We start from the raw sequence: 15760 nt of genomic DNA, 5'->3' as shown, positions 1-15760 counted from the left end.
GGGCGTGCCGGGCGGCGAGGGCGCCACCTGGATCTCCGCGATGATCACTGCTGGGCGCCGTCGACGGGCTCGACGACGTGGTTCTCCGTCCGCTCCCCCAGCTTCGCGCTCCACTCGGCGATCCGGCGGGCGACGTCCTGCTCGGTGAGGCCGACATCGGCCAGCACCTGCCCGCGCGACCCGTGGTCGAAGAACTGCTGCGGAAGGCCCAGGGCGCGGACCGGCACGTCGATCTCGCGGTCCTGCAGCGCCTGGGTCAGCGTGGTGCCCACACCCCCGGCCCGGCCGCCGTCCTCGACGGTGACCACGAGCCGGTGGCCGGCGGCCAGCTGCACCAGGTCCTCCGACACCGGCAGCACCCACCGCGGGTCGACGACGGTGACGCCGATGCCGTGGTCGGCGGCGCGCTCGGCGGCGGCCAGGCACATCGGCACCATCGAGCCGACGGCGACGAGCAGCACGTCCGCGGCCTCGCCGCGGCGCAGGACGTCGACCGGGCCGCGCCGCTCGAGCGCGGGCAGGTCCGGCGGCAGCACGCCCTTGGGGAAGCGGATGACCGACGGCCCGTCGGAGATGTCGACGGCCTCGCGCAGCGCCGCGCGGAGCGTCGCCTCGTCGCGCGGGGCGGCCAGGTGCACGCCGGGCACGACCGAGAGGATCGACATGTCCCACATGCCGTTGTGCGAGGCGCCGTCGTCACCGGTCACCCCGGCGCGGTCGAGCACCACGGTCACCGGCTGGCGGTGCAGCGCGACGTCCATGAGCAGCTGGTCGAACGCCCGGTTGAGGAACGTCGAGTAGACGGCGACGACGGGGTGCATCCCGGCCATCGCCAGGCCCGCGGCCGAGGTGAGCGCGTGCTGCTCGGCGATGCCGACGTCGAAGGTGCGCTCGGGGAACCGCTCGCCGAAGGCGGCCAGGCCGGTCGGGTGCAGCATCGCCGCGGTGATGGCGACGACGTCCGCGCGCTCGGCGCCGACCCGGACCAGCTCGTCGGAGAAGGCGTCGGTCCAGGCCAGGCCCGTCTTGCGGACGCTGGCGCCGCTGTCGGGGTCGAAGATGCCGGTGGCGTGCCAGGCGTCGATCTGGTCGGTCTCGGCCGGCGCGTAGCCGTAGCCCTTGGTGGTGACGGCGTGCACGATCACCGGCCCGCCGAACGAGCGGGCCCGCCGCAGCGCGGACTCCATGACCTCGATGTCGTGCCCGTCGACGGGGCCGACGTACTTCATGCCGAGGTCCTCGAACATGCCCTGCGGGGACAGGACGTCCTTGAGGCCCTTCTTGATCGCGTGCAGCGCGTCGTAGAGCGCCGAGCCCAGGACCGGCGCGCGGTGCAGCGCCTGGCGCACCTGCAGCAGCGCGTTCTCGTAGCCGGGGCGCAGCCGGAGGGTGGCCAGCGCGTCGGCGACACCACCGATCGTCGGCGAGTACGAGCGGCCGTTGTCGTTGACCACGATGACGACCGGCCGGTCCTGCGCGGCGGCGATGTTGTTCAGCGCCTCCCAGGCCATGCCGCCGGTCAGCGCGCCGTCGCCGATGACGGCGACGACGGGGCGGGAGTCGCCGCGGATGGCGTAGGCCTTGGCCAGCCCGTCGGCGTAGGACAGCGACGTCGAGGCGTGGCTGTTCTCGACCCAGTCGTGCTCGCTCTCCGCGCGGCTCGGGTAGCCGGACAGGCCACCGCGCTGGCGCAGCCGGTCGAAGTCCTCGACCCGGCCGGTGAGCATCTTGTGCACGTAGGACTGGTGGCCGGTGTCGAAGACGATCGGCTCGGTGGGTGAGTCGAACACCCGGTGCAGCGCGATGGTCAGCTCGACGCAGCCGAGGTTGGGGCCCAGGTGGCCGCCGGTCTTCGCCACGCTGGTGACCAGCGCGTCGCGGATCTCCGCGGCGAGGACCGGCAGCTGCTCGGGGGCGAGAGCGCGGAGGTCCTCCGGGCCGGCGAGCGATCGCAGGAGCGACACGATGCGGTGTCTTCCTCTCCATGGGCGGCAGGTGCGGCAGTGCGTGCAGCCGCCGGTCAACTGTACGTGCGGATGTCGATCTCTTCCGGTCCGGAGGCGGGCCCGGACGCAGCTCACACCCGCGGGTTCACAGCCGCGGTACCCAGCGCTCCCCGCGCAACGCGCCGCCGACGACCTCGACGCCGCGCGCCGCGGCGGCCAGCCGGGCGCCCTCGCGCTCGTACGCCCGCATCGCGCCCTCGATCGCATCCGGCGGCAGCTGGTCGACCAGCTCGACCCGGACCGTCCGCCAGCCGGCCCGGGCGGCCTCCAGCCCGGCCGCGACGTGGTCGGCCGCGAAGCGGGCCAGCAGCACCGGGTACCGGCGCAGCACCTCGTGGGCGCGGTAGTCCGGCGGCACCAGGTCGTAGAGCCAGGCGACCGCCGTCCGCTCCCAGTCGGGGGCACCGGGCGGGCGGACCTCGTCCGGCCAGCCCGGCGGCACCGTCGCGTCCACCGCACCAGTGTGCCGCACCGGTCGAACACGCGTTCGACCGGTGCGCGTCAGCCGGTCAGGGCTTCTGGCGCTTCAGCCAGAACTGCTCGAAGCCCCAGGTCCCGGCGCCGCTGGAGTGGTAGCTGACCAGCTCCCACCCTTCGGAGCCGAGGCGGTTGAGCACGGTGCTGGTGTCGCCCTGCTGACGTTCCGACGTCCCGCCGGGGAGCTTGACGCTCACTCCGGCCCGCTGCGACTCCGCATCGTTGGCTGTGATGACCGAGGCGTATTCCCACGTGGGCACCCCTGAACGGTAGCCAACGGCCCGCGCGGCAGCCCCGGTGGGCGGGCCCGGTCAGCCCAGGGCCGTGGCGACCAGCTCGGCGATGCGCTGCTGGCCGGCGTCGGTGGGGTGGACGCCGTCGTCGCCGATCGGGATGCCCGCGCCCAGCAGCGACAGGTAGGTCGCACCGTGCTCCCCCGCTGCGTCGGCGAGCCCGCGGTCGATGGTCTGCAGCTGCGCGGGCTCCAGCGCCGGGATGTCGGGCGGGCCCACCAGCAGCACCCGCCCGACGTCGTCCACCTCGCCGAGCAGGTCGCCCGCGGCGGACCGGACCGCGTCCGGGTCCCCGGCCAGCCCGTCGTTCACGCTGCCCTGGAGGACGAGGACGTCGGCGCCGTCCAGGTCGTCCCCGGCCAGCCGGTCGCCGTAGGTGACCGGCTCCCCCTCGCAGAAGCCCCCGGTCGTGTAGCCGGTGGAGCTCATGCCGTCGACGGTGACCGTCGCCCTGGCCAGCGCGGCGAGCCTCGCGGGCCAGGCCCCGTCGGGGCCGTCGGGGCCGGTGCCCTGGCTGTAGCTGTCGCCGACGACGAACACCGACCGCGCGTCCCCGCCGGCGAAGGGCCGCTCCAGCAGCGCGTCACGGGCCTCCCGGGCCCCCTCGCACAGCGGCGGCTCCTGCTGCGCTCGCCACAGCGCGACGCCGCCCGCGACGAGCAGCACGACGACCGCGGCCACGACCGCCCAGCGCCCCCGCGTCACCTGCGAGCCGTACCCGGCGTCCGCGGCACTACGCCCCCGGCACCAGGAGTGCGACGCACTCAACGTGCGCGGTCATGGGGAAGGCGTCGAACCCGCGGATGCCGGCCAGCCGGTAGCCGGCCTCGCCGAAGGCGGCCACGTCGCGCGCCAGGGCGGCGGGGTCGCAGGCCACGTAGACGACCGCCCGGGCGCCGGTGCCGGCCAGCAGCCGGCTCACCGCCGTCCCGGCGCCGGCGCGCGGCGGATCGAGGACGACGACGTCCGGTGGGCCGCCGAGCTCGTCGAGCAGCTCGCGCAGCCCCTCGGCGTCGACCTCGCCCTGCCAGACCTCGGCGTGCGGCAGGTCCGCCAGGTTGGCGTCGGCCGCGGCGCAGGCGCCCGGGTCGGACTCCACGCAGACCACCCGCCCGGTCTCCCCCACGACCGGCGCCAGCGCGCCGCCGAACAGGCCCGCGCCCGCGTACAGGTCGAGCACCGTCTCACCCGGCCGGACGGCGGCGAACTCCGCGACCGCCCCGACGAGCGCATCGGCGGCGGCGGGGTGCACCTGCCAGAAACCGGTGCCCTCGACCTCCCAGTCGCGGCCACCGGCACGCCGCTCGGCGCGGGTGGCGGGCTCCTCGGGCAGCTCGCCACCGGGCCGGACGACCCGGCTCGACGTCGTCCGCCCGGCCCGGTCCAGCCGGCTGGTGGTCACCGCCCCCGTCGAGTCGATCGACACGTCGACGGCGCCGGCGCCCGGCCAGGAGCGGCCCAGCACGGCCTGCGCGGCCGGCTCCACGGTGATCGGGCAGTCGTCGAGGACGACGACGTCGTGCGAGCGGTGCCGCCGCAGCCCGGGCGCGCCGGTGCGGTCGACGGCGAAGCGGGCGCGGGAGCGCCAGCGCAGCGGACCGCCGGGGAGCTCCTCCACGGTCACGTCGACGTCCTCGAGCCGGGCCAGCCGGGCCAGCTGCTCGCGGACCACCGCGGCCTTGAGCCGGCGCTGCTCGGCGGGGTCGACGTGCTGCCAGTCGCAGCCGCCGCAGCGCCCGGGCCCGCTGTACGGGCAGGGCCGCTCGACGCGGGCCGGGGCGGCCTCGAGCACCTCGATCGCGTCGGCGCGGCAGAAGCCGAGGTGCCGGTCCTCGGTCACCCGCACGACGACCCGCTCGCCGGGCAGGCTGTGCCGGACGAAGACGACCCGGCCCTCGTGCCGGGCCACGCAGTGCCCGCCGTGCGCGACGGGGCCGACGGTCACCTCGAACTCGGTGCCGGTCCAGCCGCCCCCGCGGTCGGGACGGGGCGCGTCGGAACGGGTGGGGCGGGCCGGGCGGCGTCCGCGGCGCTCAGCCATACGGCGTCACCTCGGGGTCGTCGGTCACGCCGCGGCGGAGGTCACCCGGCGCCGGACCGTCCGCGGCCTCGCGGCCCAGGGAGCTCTCGAGCTGCCACGGGACGGTCGTGATCATGACGCCGGGCTGGAACTGCAGCCGGGCCCGCAGCCGCAGCGCGCTCTGGTTGTGCAGCGCGTTCTCCCACCAGTGGCCGACGACGTACTGCGGCACGAACACCACGATGAGCTCGCGCGGGCTCCCCCGGCGGATGCCCTTGACGAACTCGACGACCGGCCGGGTGATCTCCCGGTACGGCGACTCGACCACGGTCAGCGGCACCGGGATGTCGAAGCGCTCCCAGTCCGCCTGCAGCCTGCGGGTGTCGTCGTCGTCCACGTTGACCGTCAGGGCGGTCAGCTCGTCGGGCCGCGTGGCCCGGGCGAAGGCCAGCGCGCGCAGCGTCGGCTTGTGCACCTTGGACACCAGGACGACGGCGTGCACCTTGCTGGGCAGCATCCGCGCGTCGGTGTCGGGGACGAGCTGGTCGGAGACGTGCGAGTAGTGCTTGTTGATGGACTTCATCAGCACGAACAGGATCGGCATGGCCACGAGGACCAGCCAGGCGCCGTGCGTGAACTTGGTGAGCACGATGATCGCCAGGACGACGGTGGTGAGGCTCCCGCCCAGGAAGTTGATGACCTGGGACCGCCGCATGCGGCGGCGGTCGGCGGGGTCGGAGGCGCCGCGCATCTCCCGGTTCCAGTGCCGGACCATCCCCCACTGCCCGATGGTGAAGCTGGTGAAGACGCCGATGATGTAGAGCTGGATCAGCCGGGTGACGTCGGCGTCGAAGGCCACGATGAGCAGCCCGGCGAACCCGGCGAGCAGCAGGATCCCGTTGCTGAACACCAGCTTGTCGCCGCGGGTGTGCAGCTGCCGCGGCATGAAGCGGTCCTGGGCCAGGACCGAGCCCAGCAGCGGGAAGCCGTTGAAGGCGGTGTTCGCGGCGAGGATCAGCACCAGCGCGGTGGCGGCCTGGATGTAGAAGAAGCCGATCGACGTGTCGCCGCCGAACACGGCCGCGGCGAGCTGCGCGATGACGGTCCGCTGGGGCTCGGTCTCGCAGTTCGCGAACCCCTCCAGGTCGCAGGCGTGCTCGACGTACTTGACGTCGGCCAGCAGCGCCAGCGCGGTCACCCCGGCGAACATCGCGGCGGCGATGCCACCCATGAGGGCCAGGGTGGTGGCCGCGTTCCGGCTCTTCGGGGGCTTGAAGGCGGGGACGCCGTTGGCGATCGCCTCGACGCCGGTCAGGGCGGTGCACCCCGACGCGAAGGCCCGCAGCGCGAAGAACAGCAGCGCCAGCCCGGCCATGTTCTGGTACTCGGGCTCCGGCGTGATGGTGTACTGCGCGGTCTCGGACACCAGGCCGCCGTCGGTGGCGAACCACCGCACGAACCCGGTCACGATCAGCACCCCGATGCCGGCGACGAACAGGTAGGTCGGAGCGGCGAAGGCCTTGCCGGACTCCCGGAGGCCGCGGAGGTTGGCCGCCGCCAGCAACGCCACCAGGCCGAGGGCGATGGCCACCCGGTGCTCGTTCAGCTCCGGGAACGCCGAGATGATGTTGTCCGTACCGGCCGAGACCGAGACGGCCACGGTCATCACGTAGTCCACCAGCAGCGCGCTGGCCACCACCAGCGCGGCGAACTGCCCGTGGTTCTTCATCGCGACCTCGTAGTCGCCGCCGCCCGACGGGTAGGCGCGCACCACCTGCCGGTAGCTGAGGACGACGGTCCCCAGGAGCAGCACCACGCCGATCGCCAGCCACGGCGCCAGGTACAGGAACGCCGTCCCGGCCAGCGTCAGGACGATGAGGATCTCCTGCGTCGCGTACGCCACGGAGGAGAGCGGGTCGCTGGCGAAGATGGGCAGCGCGTAGCGCTTCGGCAGCAGGGACTCGCCCAGCCGGTCGGTGCGCACGGCGCGCCCCAGCACGAGTCGTTTCGGGAGGTGTCCGAGGTCGGACAGCGTGGGCACGGCGGCGATCGTACGGAGCGCGACGGGTGCGCGACGGCCGCCGGGCTGTACTCCTGATCACGGGGGGAACCCGCCGGTCTCGGGCGGGCCGGCACGTCCGGCGGGTGTAGCTTCGCGCCCGATGCGCGGGCGGACGGCCGCCCGCGCGACACCGTCGCTGGGAGCGTCACGTGCACGTGGTCGTCATGGGCTGCGGTCGGGTCGGCTCGGAAGTCGCCCGCCGGCTCGAGGAGGTCGGGCACAGCGTCGCGGTGATCGACCAGGATCCCGCCGCGTTCCGCCGGCTCGGCCCCGACTTCGGCGGCCGGCAGGTCACCGGGCTGGGCTTCGACCGGCAGACGCTGCTGGACGCCGGCATCGACTCCGCCGGTGCGTTCGCCGCGGTCAGCAGCGGGGACAACTCGAACATCATCAGCGCGCGCGTGGCCCGCGAGACCTTCGGCGTCCAGCACGTCGTGGCCCGCATCTACGACTCCAAGCGCGCCGAGGTCTACGAGCGGATGGGCATCCCCAGCGTCGCGACCGTGCCGTGGACGGTGAACCGGCTGATGCGGGAGCTGCTCTCGGTCAAGGTCAGCGAGCTGTGGCGCGAGCCCACCGGCAAGGTCTCGCTGATGCGGGTCAGCATCAGCGACGGGTGGGTCGGCCGGCGGCTGACCGACCTGGAGGCCGCCACCGGCGCCCGCGCGGCGTGGGTGGTCCGCTTCGGGGAGTCCCAGCTGCCGACGGCCGCGACCGTGCTGCAGGACGGCGACCAGCTCGTCGTCGCCGTCACCGACGAGATCACCGGCCGCGTGCACGACGTCGTCGAGCGCGGCCCCCAGGGAGCTGAGCACTGATGCGGGTCGCCATCGTGGGCGCCGGCGCCGTCGGCCGGTCGATCGCCGGCGAGCTGCTGGGCAACGGGCACGCGGTCATGCTCATCGAGAAGGACGGCCGCAAGGTGCGCACCCGCTCGGTGCCCGGCGCCGAGTGGGTGCAGGCCGACGCGTGCGAGGTCTCCTCGCTCGAGGAGGCCCAGCTGGCCACCTGCGACGTCGTCGTCGCCGCCACCGGTGACGACAAGGCCAACCTGGTCGTCTCGCTGCTGGCCAAGACGGAGTTCGCGGTCAACCGCGTCGTCGCCCGGGTCAAGGACCCCCGCAACGAGTGGCTGTACACCGAGGCGTGGGGCGTCGACGTCGCCGTCTCCACCCCGCGCGTGCTCGCGGCGCTGGTCGAGGAGGCGGTCACCGTCGGCGACGTCGTCCGGCTGATGAGCTTCCGCAAGGGCGCGGCCAACCTGGTCGAGATCACCCTCGCCGAGGACACCCCGTGGGTGGGCCGGCCGCTGCGCGAGGTGCCGCTCCCCCGCGAGACGGTGCTCAGCGCCGTGCTGCGCGGCGAGCGGGTCATCACGCCGTCCCCCGACGAGCCGCTGGAGGCCGGGGACGAGCTGCTGTTCATCACCCACGCCGACGTCGAGGAGCAGCTCACGGCCGTCTTCGCCCCCGACCGCACCGCCTGAGGGCAGGTGCGTTCTGCCCGCCCCCGCGGGCAGAACGCCAGGCGCGAGAACCCACGCCTCAGGCGGCCGGGTGCTCCTCCGGGTCGGCCTGCGGGTCCTCGTCCGGTCCGCTCGGGGCGCGGTGCCGGTGCAGCCGGGCGACGACCCACAGCGTCACCACGACCTCGACGGCGGTCACCGGGACGCCGAGCAGCAGCGACACGATGCCCAGGTCGGTGGCGTCGCCGTCCTCGCTCCGCAGGTACAGGTAGCCCTGGACGCCCGCCCGGAGCAGGAACACCGCGGCCCACAGCACCGTGAGCCAGCCGTAGGCGCGCAGCAGCCGCGGGTCCTCGCGCCAGGGGCGCTCGGGCTCGGGGTCGGGCGCGCGCCGGCCGGTGCCGGGATCGCGTTCGGCGGCCTGCGCCGCCGCCCGGGCGCTGTCCACCCGGCCGCGCATGCCGGGGAACGCCGAGCCGGGGGCGGCCATGGCGCCCAGGTGGCTGGGTGACAGGAACTCGGCGACGACGCCGACCAGCGGCCGGCGGAGGGCCACCGAGCCCAGCAGCACCAGGGTGAGGACGGCGTTGCGCAGGATGCCCGGGACGTAGAAGTCGCGCGCCTGGCCGGTGACGGCCGCGATGGCAACCGCGATACCGACGGCGAACAGACCGCTGACCGCCTGCTGCACGCTCTCCCGGCGGGCCAGCCGGAGCGCGAAGACCAGCACGGCGGTGCCCAGCGCGGCCCAGATCCCCGTCCGCAGCCCGCCGATGCCGTTGGCGACGATGAAGGCGATGGTCGGCACGGTCGCGTCGACCATGCCGCGCCAGCCACCGAGCTGCTCGAGCACCAGGTGCCGGTCGAAGACGACCGAACGCCCGTCGTCGTCAGGGGACGGCGGTGCGCCGTCCGAGCCCGTCGTGCTCACTCAGCAGGAGCCGAGCTCGTACCAGGGGTTGTAGATGACCCGCTTGCCGTCGAAGGCGGCGAACCGGCCGCGCGCGGTGAGCGTGCGGCCCGGCTCGATGCCGGCGATCCGCCGGCGGCCCAGCCAGACCAGCGTGACCGAGCCGGAGCCGTCGAACAGCTCCGCCTCGAGCGTGGGCACCGTCTCGCGGGGCGTGTAGACGACCGCCTTCAGCCGGCCGGTCACCGTCACGACCTCACCCTTGCGGCAGGAGCTGAGCGGCTCGCAGCCGGCGCTGGCGGCTTCGGCGCGCAACTCCTCGGCGTCGATGCTGTGGTCGTCGGCCGTCAGCCGCTGCAGGGTGCGCGACAGCCAGCCGACCGGACGGGTCTCGGTCACGGTTCCAGGGTAGTTCGGCCCGGGGCGGGGGCGGCGGCGCCGCTCCCCCCGGCGGGGGGTGTCCGCGGCGGGGTCGCCGCCGCGCCCCCGGCGGCCGCCTGCTGCTGGGCGGCGACCCGCGCGGCGGCCTCGGCCGGCAGCGTGAGCGGCAGCGCCTCGCGCACCGGCATCGGCTCGGACCCGCGGACGACGACGATGGCGCGGAACGCCTCCTCGAGCGCGGCGGCCGCCTCGGGCCCTTCCGCGGCCGAGCCGCTCATGGTGCCGCGCAGGAACCAGCGCGGGCCGTCGACGCCGAGGAAGCGCGCCGCGCGGCGGGTGGGCTCCGGCGCAGGCTGGCCGGGCTGCGCCGGGGGCGCGGCGACGACGGTGCCCGCGAGCTCCCGGCCGAACGGGCCGTCGACCTCGCGCAGGGACGCGCCCTGACCGGAGGCGGTCGTGGCGATCTCCTGGCGGACGTCGTCCCAGATGCCCGCGGCGCGCGGGGCGGCGAAGGCGGCGACCTGGAGCAGCGAGTCGCCCGAGCGCAGCGTCGCGCCGACCACCTGGCCCTGCGGGTTCAGGTCCACCCGCAGCTCCATGCCGGGGCGGGCGGGCAGCCGCAGCGCGCCCAGGTCCAGCCGGGGCAGGCCGTCGTCCGGGGCGTCGGTGACGTCCCACGGCCCGCTGGTCGCCTGCACGTCCCGCTCGCGCACCTGCGGCTCCGGCGGCACGCCGCGTTCGCGCAGGCTGCGGTCGATCCGGTTGCGTCGTCGTCCGAACGGCATGTCAGCCCTGCTCCTCGTCCACCGTGGTCGCGATCCCCGTCGAGCCGTGCCCGCCCGCTCCCCGCTCGCTGCCGGGGAGCTCGTCCACCGGCACGAACCGGGCCCGGACAACCGGCTGCACCACCAGCTGGGCCACGCGGTCACCGCGCCGGAGGGTCAGCGTCGCGGTGGGGTCCAGGTTGACCAGGTTCACCTTGATCTCGCCCCGGTAGCCGGCGTCGATCGTCCCCGGCGCGTTCACCAGGCTCAGGCCGAGGCGGTGGGCCAGCCCGGAGCGCGGGTGCACGAACCCGGCGTAGCCCTCGGGGATGGCCACGGCCACGCCGGTGCCGACGAGCGCGCGCTGGAGCGGCGCCAGCTCGACGTCCTCGGCGAGGGTGAGGTCGGCGCCGGCGTCGCCGGGCAACGCGTAGCGCGGCACGGTGCCCTCGGGGGACAGCAACGAGACCGGCACGTCCAGGTCGGACGAGGGGGCGTCGGGCACGTCGGCGACCCTACCCACGACGCCGGGCCCGGTACGCCCGGCTCAGGTCCCGCCGCGCAGGTCCCGCAGCACCCTGGCCGCCAGCGTCTCGGTGGCGCGGCGGTTGCCGCGCCCGGCCAGCGCGGCACCCAGGAGCAGCGGGGCCGCGGTCGGCACGGTCCTGACCAGGCGGCGGCCCATCCGGCGGCGCAGGGCACGCAGCCCGGCGGCACCCAGCACGGAGCCGAGCCCCGCGGTCTGCACGGACCGCTGCGCCGACCAGCTGGACAGGTAGGCCGCTCCGCGGGCGCGGGCGTCGCCGGGTGCGGGCCGGCCGTGCAGCTCGTGCAGCTCGCCGATGAGCACCACCTCGACCGCCGCGGTGAGGACGGTCTCCGCCCCCAGCTCGAGCGGGACGGCGAGCAGCGACGGCGGCGCGAACCAGTGCGCCGCGGACAGCCCGCCGGTGGCCGCGCCGATCCCGGCGGTGAGCCGGGCCGCCCGCGCGATGAGCGCGTCGGCGATCTCCGCGTCGGACGCGCCGGGGTGCGCGGCGCGCAACCGGGCGCGATCGCGGACCGGCAGCCGGGGCGCGGCCGCCGACAGCAGGTCCCCGAGCACGGCGCCGGGCGAGCGGCCCGGCTCGGCCGGCGGGTCGGCGTCCGGCGGAGGTGGCGGGTCGGCGGCGCGGTTCCCGCCGACGGCGGCGCCGACGGCCGTGGCGACCGCACCGAGCACGTCGCGCAGCCCGGTCCGAGGGGGCGCCTCCCCCGCCGCCGGGCCCTCGGCGGCCCCAGTGCCGCCCACGAGGCCGGTGACGGCGTCGGCGACCGCGCGGGCCGCCCGCCCGAGCCCGGTCTCCTCGACCGGCGCCGGCGGAGGCGCGACGGGCCGGGGTGCCGGGACGTCGCGGAGCGCGCCGGTGCGCGCGGAGTGCTCGGTCATGGGCCCCTCTCCCCGCAGTCCTCCCGGCCCCCGGCGCGGACGGCGGGGGCGGGAGGCATCTCGATCAGGCGTCGATCAGGCGCAGTCGCGGCAGTACAGGTCGTTGCCCTTGGTCGCGGCGAGCCGGCTGCGGTGCTGCACCAGGAAGCAGCGCGAGCAGGTGAACTCGTCCTCCTGCTTGGGCAGCACGCGGACGGTGAGCTCCTCGTTCGAGAGGTCCGCGCCGGGGAGCTCGAGGTTCTCGTTGAAGTCGGTCTCGTCGACGTCGACGGACGAGGACTGGGCCTCGGCGCGCCGGGCCTTGAGCTCCTCGAGCGAGTCCTCGCCGAGCTCGTCGGCCTCGTTGCGGCGCGGGGCGTCGTAGTCGGTGGCCATGGGGTGCCCCTCCTCGTTGTTCTCGCGGGCGGTCGGTGCCCGCTTGTGCTGACGCGGTGCCGGATGGGCGCCGTCGTCTCGGCCGGTCGCCGGTGGGCGATCGGGGTGTCCGTGGGCAGGGCCCCGCGGGCGGGACGCTCTGCTTCGCGCCGGTCCCTGCCGTCCGCGAGGACGACGGATGGGACCGGCAGCCGCCCAACGCCGCAGGGGCTCGGTTTGTGCCCGCGGGCTCTCGGGCGACACCTCGGACCCGCGGACGGGCCTCCGGACGGCGGAGCGCCAGAGGTTACCCTGCCGCCGTGGCGACTCCTGTGGGTGCTGATCCGACCGTCGTGGGCCCCTACCTGGCGCGTGCGCTGGGCGACCAGCGGTGGCAGGAGGTGACCGTCGACCTCATCGCAGCCGGTATGTCCAACCTCACGTACGTCGTGACACCGCAGGGCGGCTCCGAGGACGACGCCGTGATCCTCCGGCGGCCCCCGACGGGCGCGGTGCTGGCGACCGCCCACGACATGGTCCGCGAGCACAAGGTGATCTCCGCGCTGGACGGGACGGCCGTGCCGGTCCCCCGCACGCTGCACCTGTGCACCGACGAGTCGGTGCTGGGCGCGCCCTTCTACGTCATGGAGCGCGTCGTCGGCATCCACGCCGTCAGCTCCTTCCCGCCCGGGTACGCCGACGAGCCCGAGCAGCGCCGCGCGATCGGCGAGGGCCTCATCGACGTGCTGGCCGACCTGCACTCCGTCGACCACGAGGCCGTGGGCCTGGGCGACTTCGGCCGCCCCGAGGGCTTCGCCGCCCGCCAGGTGCGCCGCTGGACCAAGCAGTGGGACGCCACCCGCGACCGGGACCGCCCGCAGCTCGACGCGCTCGCCGCCCGGCTGGCCGAGACCGTGCCCGCCACGCAGCGGTCGAGCATCGTGCACGGCGACTACCGGCTGGACAACTGCCTGCTCGACCCGGCCGCGCCCGGCCGGATCAAGGCCGTCCTGGACTGGGAGATGTCGACGCTGGGCGACCCGCTCACCGACATCGGGATGATGTTCGTCTACTGGCCGCAGGCCGGTGAGGAGCGCGCCTCGACGCAGAGCTCGCTGACCACGCTGCCCGGCTTCCCGACCCGCCTCGAGGCGGCGGAGCGCTACGCCCAGCGGACGGGCACCGACCTGGGCGACCTGAACTGGTACGTCGGCTTCGCGTTCTTCAAGTTCGCCGCGATCATCGCCGGCATCGTGGCCCGCTCGGCCGCGGGTGCGATGGCCGGGAAGAACACCAGCGGCTACGCCGAGCGCATCGACCCGGTCGTCGAGCTGGGACGCGCCGCGCTCGAGGACGGTGCCATCTAGCCCGCCGGTCCGGCCCTAAGCTCGCGGGCGTGACGACGCTGCGCACCGAGGCACCCGCGGTGCGCACGCGCAGCGGGCGCCGCCCCCTGCCGCCGATCGTCTTCCTGCTGGTGCTGGCGCTGGTCGCCGGCGGCGTCTGGTGGAACGTCTTCCGCCAGGACGCCGAGCTGCGGGCCGAGAAGGACGCGGCCTGCGCCGAGGCGGAGGCCGCGCCGCAAGCCCTGGACCCGGCGACGGTGTCGGTGCGGGTCTACAACGCCTCCGACCAGGGCGGCCTGGCCCAGTCCGTCGCCGACGACCTGGGCGCCCGCGGGTTCACGATCGCCGAGATCGCCAACGACAACTCCGGCCGCGAGGTCACCGGCGTGGGCGAGGTGCGGCACGGCCCCAGCGGCAAGGGGACGGCGGCCTTCGTGGCGCTGTACCTGCCCGGCGCCGAGCTGTACCAGGACGTCCGGGCCACCCAGCAGGTCGACCTCGTCCTCGGCCCGGAGTTCGTGATCGGCGAGAGCCTGGCCTCCGACGACGCCGTCACCGCGGCGCTCGCCCCGGCCGAGGAGGCCGCGGCCGACTGCTGAGCGGTCAGCTCCCCGGGTCCGGGTGCAGCTCGCCCAGCAGGTCCAGGAACGCCGCGGCGATCCCCGGGGCGGCGGCCACGACCATCGGATCCCCGACCGCTCGCCCGCGCAGCCCGGTGACCACCGCGCCCGCCTCGGCCGCGATCAGCGCGCCGGCGGCGTGGTCCCAGGGGTTGAGCCCGGACTCGTAGTAGGCGTCGATCCGCCCCGCGGCGACCGAGCAGAGGTCGAGTGCTGCGCTGCCGTGCCGGCGGATGTCGCGCACCCGCGGGAGCAGCTCGGCGACGACGGCCCCCTGCGCCCGGCGCTGCTCGGCGCGGTAGCCGAAGCCGGTCGCCACGAGGCTCTGGTCGAGCACTCCCGCCCCGCTGGCGGTCAGCCGGACCGGTTCGGGCGCCGCCGGGGTGGCCAGGAACGCCCCGCCGCCGGTGACCGCGGTGAACAGCTCGCCGGTGGCAGCGTTGAGGACGACGCCGGCGCGGACCACGCCGTCGACCTCCGCGGCGATGGAGACCGCGTACGCGGGCAGGTCGTAGAGGAAGTTGACGGTGCCGTCGATCGGGTCGACCACCCAGCGGACGCCGGTCGTCCCGCTCCGCTCGGCGCCCTCCTCCCCCAGCACGCCGTCGTCCGGCCGGGCGCCGAGCAGCCGCCCCACGATCAGGTGCTCGCTGGCGGTGTCCACGGCGGTCACGACGTCGACGGGGCTGGACTTGACGGCCACGTCGTCGGCCGCGCCGGCCCGCCCGGAGCGGACCAGCTCCGCGGCCTCCCGGGCCGTGGCCACGGCCAGCGCCAGCAGGGCGGTGGGGTCGGGTGCGGTGGCGGTCACCCGCCGATGATCGCGCACCCGGGCGGCCCGCGGGGTCCCTCACTAGCCTGAGCCGATGCAGGGCTTCGGGGTGGACATCGGCGGCAGCGGCATCAAGGGATGCCTGGTGGACCTCGAGAAGGGGCAGCTGATCGGCGAACGGGTGCGCATCGAGACCCCGCAGCCCGCGCTCCCCGAACCGGTCTACGGCGTCGTCGGGCGGATCGTGGACTCCTTCGGCTGGACCGGGCGGATCGGCGTCACGTTCCCCGGCGTGATGAAGCAGGGCGTGGCGCACACCGCGGCCAACGTGGACGAGAGCTGGATCGGCACCGACGTGGACGCCGGTCTCGGCGCGCACGTGCCCGGGACGGTCGAGACGCTCAACGACGCCGACGCCGCCGGGATCGCCGAGATGCGCTACGGCGCGGGCCGCGACCGCGCCGGCGTCGTCCTCATGCTGACGTTCGGCACCGGGATCGGCAGCGCGCTGTTCGTCGACGGGCACCTGGTGCCCAACACCGAGTTCGGTCACATCCAGGTCGACGGCGAGGACGGCGAGCGCCGGGCCGCTGCGTCGGCGCGGGAGCGCGAGGGGCTGGGCTACCCCGAGTGGGCCGCCCGGGTCGATCGCTACCTCGACGTGCTCGAGGCCGGGCTCTGGCCGGACCTGATCATCGTCGGCGGCGGGGTCAGCAGGAAGGCGCACAAGTGGGTGCCGCTGCTGAGCACCCGGACACCGGTCGTGCCGGCGCAGCTGCAGAACGACGCCGGCATCGTCGGGGCCGCATTGGCGGCGCACGAGCGGCCCGAGGGCTGACCGCGCTGGTCAGGACGACGGCC

Annotated in this window: 18 protein-coding genes; 5 read left to right on the top strand and 13 right to left on the bottom strand. The window is 75.3% G+C overall.

Annotated elements, in window-relative coordinates; genetic code table 11:
• Nucleotides 1-44: 44 nt before the first annotated feature.
• From dxs to JKP76_RS12115, 6 genes are all read right to left on the bottom strand, one after another.
• Nucleotides 45-1964, bottom strand: a complete 1920-nt coding sequence (gene dxs, locus JKP76_RS12140; protein ID WP_200491049.1) for a 1-deoxy-D-xylulose-5-phosphate synthase — start codon at nucleotides 1962-1964, stop codon at nucleotides 45-47.
• Between the two features lie 127 nt (nucleotides 1965-2091).
• Nucleotides 2092-2460, bottom strand: coding sequence for a hypothetical protein (locus JKP76_RS12135; protein ID WP_200491048.1), 369 nt, complete (start codon nucleotides 2458-2460; stop codon nucleotides 2092-2094).
• A 55-nt stretch (nucleotides 2461-2515) separates the two neighbouring features.
• Nucleotides 2516-2743 carry a DUF4177 domain-containing protein gene (locus tag JKP76_RS12130; protein ID WP_200491047.1) on the bottom strand — a complete coding sequence of 76 codons (228 nt, stop codon included), beginning with the start codon at nucleotides 2741-2743 and terminating at the stop codon, nucleotides 2516-2518.
• A 51-nt stretch (nucleotides 2744-2794) separates the two neighbouring features.
• Nucleotides 2795-3481: an SGNH/GDSL hydrolase family protein gene (locus tag JKP76_RS12125; protein WP_200491046.1), complete on the bottom strand. Its 687-nt coding sequence runs from the start codon at nucleotides 3479-3481 to the stop codon at nucleotides 2795-2797.
• Between the two features lie 28 nt (nucleotides 3482-3509).
• On the bottom strand, nucleotides 3510-4817 hold the full coding sequence (locus JKP76_RS12120; protein WP_200491045.1) for a class I SAM-dependent RNA methyltransferase: 1308 nt from the start codon (nucleotides 4815-4817) through the stop codon (nucleotides 3510-3512).
• On the bottom strand, nucleotides 4810-6837 hold the full coding sequence (locus tag JKP76_RS12115; protein ID WP_200491044.1) for an APC family permease: 2028 nt from the start codon (nucleotides 6835-6837) through the stop codon (nucleotides 4810-4812). The genes JKP76_RS12120 and JKP76_RS12115 overlap by 8 nt, the downstream gene beginning before the upstream one ends.
• A gap of 170 nt (nucleotides 6838-7007) precedes the next feature.
• On the opposite strand from JKP76_RS12115, the gene JKP76_RS12110 reads away from it, so the two are divergent.
• Both JKP76_RS12110 and JKP76_RS12105 read left to right on the top strand, forming a co-directional pair.
• Nucleotides 7008-7676: a TrkA family potassium uptake protein gene (locus JKP76_RS12110; protein WP_200491043.1), complete on the top strand. Its 669-nt coding sequence runs from the start codon at nucleotides 7008-7010 to the stop codon at nucleotides 7674-7676.
• Nucleotides 7676-8344, top strand: coding sequence for a TrkA family potassium uptake protein (locus tag JKP76_RS12105; protein WP_200491042.1), 669 nt, complete (start codon nucleotides 7676-7678; stop codon nucleotides 8342-8344). Before JKP76_RS12110 ends, JKP76_RS12105 begins: the two co-directional genes overlap by 1 nt.
• Nucleotides 8345-8402: 58 nt before the next feature.
• Here JKP76_RS12105 and JKP76_RS12100 read toward each other — a convergent pair whose 3' ends face one another.
• The 6 genes from JKP76_RS12100 to JKP76_RS12075 form a co-directional block, all read right to left on the bottom strand.
• Nucleotides 8403-9254 carry a DUF3159 domain-containing protein gene (locus JKP76_RS12100; RefSeq protein WP_309229778.1) on the bottom strand — a complete coding sequence of 284 codons (852 nt, stop codon included), beginning with the start codon at nucleotides 9252-9254 and terminating at the stop codon, nucleotides 8403-8405.
• Entirely contained in the window at nucleotides 9255-9632 is a 378-nt protein-coding gene (locus tag JKP76_RS12095; protein WP_200491041.1) for an OB-fold nucleic acid binding domain-containing protein, read from the bottom strand.
• Nucleotides 9629-10399 (bottom strand): DUF3710 domain-containing protein, encoded by a 771-nt coding sequence (locus JKP76_RS12090; protein ID WP_200491040.1) that lies wholly within the window; start codon nucleotides 10397-10399, stop codon nucleotides 9629-9631. Before JKP76_RS12090 ends, JKP76_RS12095 begins: the two co-directional genes overlap by 4 nt.
• 1 nt (nucleotide 10400) lies before the next feature.
• Complete coding sequence (gene dut, locus JKP76_RS12085; RefSeq protein WP_200491039.1) at nucleotides 10401-10883, bottom strand: dUTP diphosphatase; 483 nt, start codon at nucleotides 10881-10883, stop codon at nucleotides 10401-10403.
• A 42-nt stretch (nucleotides 10884-10925) separates the two neighbouring features.
• On the bottom strand, nucleotides 10926-11807 hold the full coding sequence (locus JKP76_RS12080; protein WP_200491038.1) for a hypothetical protein: 882 nt from the start codon (nucleotides 11805-11807) through the stop codon (nucleotides 10926-10928).
• Nucleotides 11808-11882: 75 nt separating this feature from the next.
• Complete coding sequence (locus JKP76_RS12075; RefSeq protein WP_200491037.1) at nucleotides 11883-12182, bottom strand: DUF4193 domain-containing protein; 300 nt, start codon at nucleotides 12180-12182, stop codon at nucleotides 11883-11885.
• 299 nt (nucleotides 12183-12481) lie between these two features.
• Here JKP76_RS12075 and JKP76_RS12070 point away from each other — a divergent pair, with 299 nt between their 5' ends.
• Both JKP76_RS12070 and JKP76_RS12065 read left to right on the top strand, forming a co-directional pair.
• Nucleotides 12482-13528 (top strand): phosphotransferase family protein, encoded by a 1047-nt coding sequence (locus JKP76_RS12070; protein ID WP_200491036.1) that lies wholly within the window; start codon nucleotides 12482-12484, stop codon nucleotides 13526-13528.
• A 29-nt stretch (nucleotides 13529-13557) separates the two neighbouring features.
• Entirely contained in the window at nucleotides 13558-14106 is a 549-nt protein-coding gene (locus tag JKP76_RS12065) for a LytR C-terminal domain-containing protein (protein WP_200491035.1), read from the top strand.
• A gap of 4 nt (nucleotides 14107-14110) precedes the next feature.
• Here JKP76_RS12065 and JKP76_RS12060 read toward each other — a convergent pair whose 3' ends face one another.
• Entirely contained in the window at nucleotides 14111-14938 is an 828-nt protein-coding gene (locus tag JKP76_RS12060) for an inositol monophosphatase family protein (protein WP_200491034.1), read from the bottom strand.
• A 55-nt stretch (nucleotides 14939-14993) separates the two neighbouring features.
• On the opposite strand from JKP76_RS12060, the gene ppgK reads away from it, so the two are divergent.
• Nucleotides 14994-15737: a polyphosphate--glucose phosphotransferase gene (ppgK, locus tag JKP76_RS12055; protein ID WP_200491033.1), complete on the top strand. Its 744-nt coding sequence runs from the start codon at nucleotides 14994-14996 to the stop codon at nucleotides 15735-15737.
• Nucleotides 15738-15760 lie beyond the last annotated feature (23 nt).

Origin of the sequence: Blastococcus sp. TML/C7B, from assembly GCF_016612845.1 — a bacterium.
Lineage (GTDB): Bacteria > Actinomycetota > Actinomycetes > Mycobacteriales > Geodermatophilaceae > Blastococcus.
Note: the sequence above shows the minus strand (reverse complement) of the source record. Positions and strands in the feature narration are given on the sequence as shown.

Coding starts and splice junctions, on each gene's coding strand:
- JKP76_RS12075 (WP_200491037.1), bottom strand. CDS start 12,182: ATGGCCACCGACTACGACGCCCCGCGCCGCAACGAGGCCGACGAGCTC.
- JKP76_RS12120 (WP_200491045.1), bottom strand. CDS start 4,817: ATGGCTGAGCGCCGCGGACGCCGCCCGGCCCGCCCCACCCGTTCCGAC.
- ppgK (WP_200491033.1), top strand. CDS start 14,994: ATGCAGGGCTTCGGGGTGGACATCGGCGGCAGCGGCATCAAGGGATGC.
- JKP76_RS12105 (WP_200491042.1), top strand. CDS start 7,676: ATGCGGGTCGCCATCGTGGGCGCCGGCGCCGTCGGCCGGTCGATCGCC.
- JKP76_RS12080 (WP_200491038.1), bottom strand. CDS start 11,807: ATGACCGAGCACTCCGCGCGCACCGGCGCGCTCCGCGACGTCCCGGCA.
- JKP76_RS12090 (WP_200491040.1), bottom strand. CDS start 10,399: ATGCCGTTCGGACGACGACGCAACCGGATCGACCGCAGCCTGCGCGAA.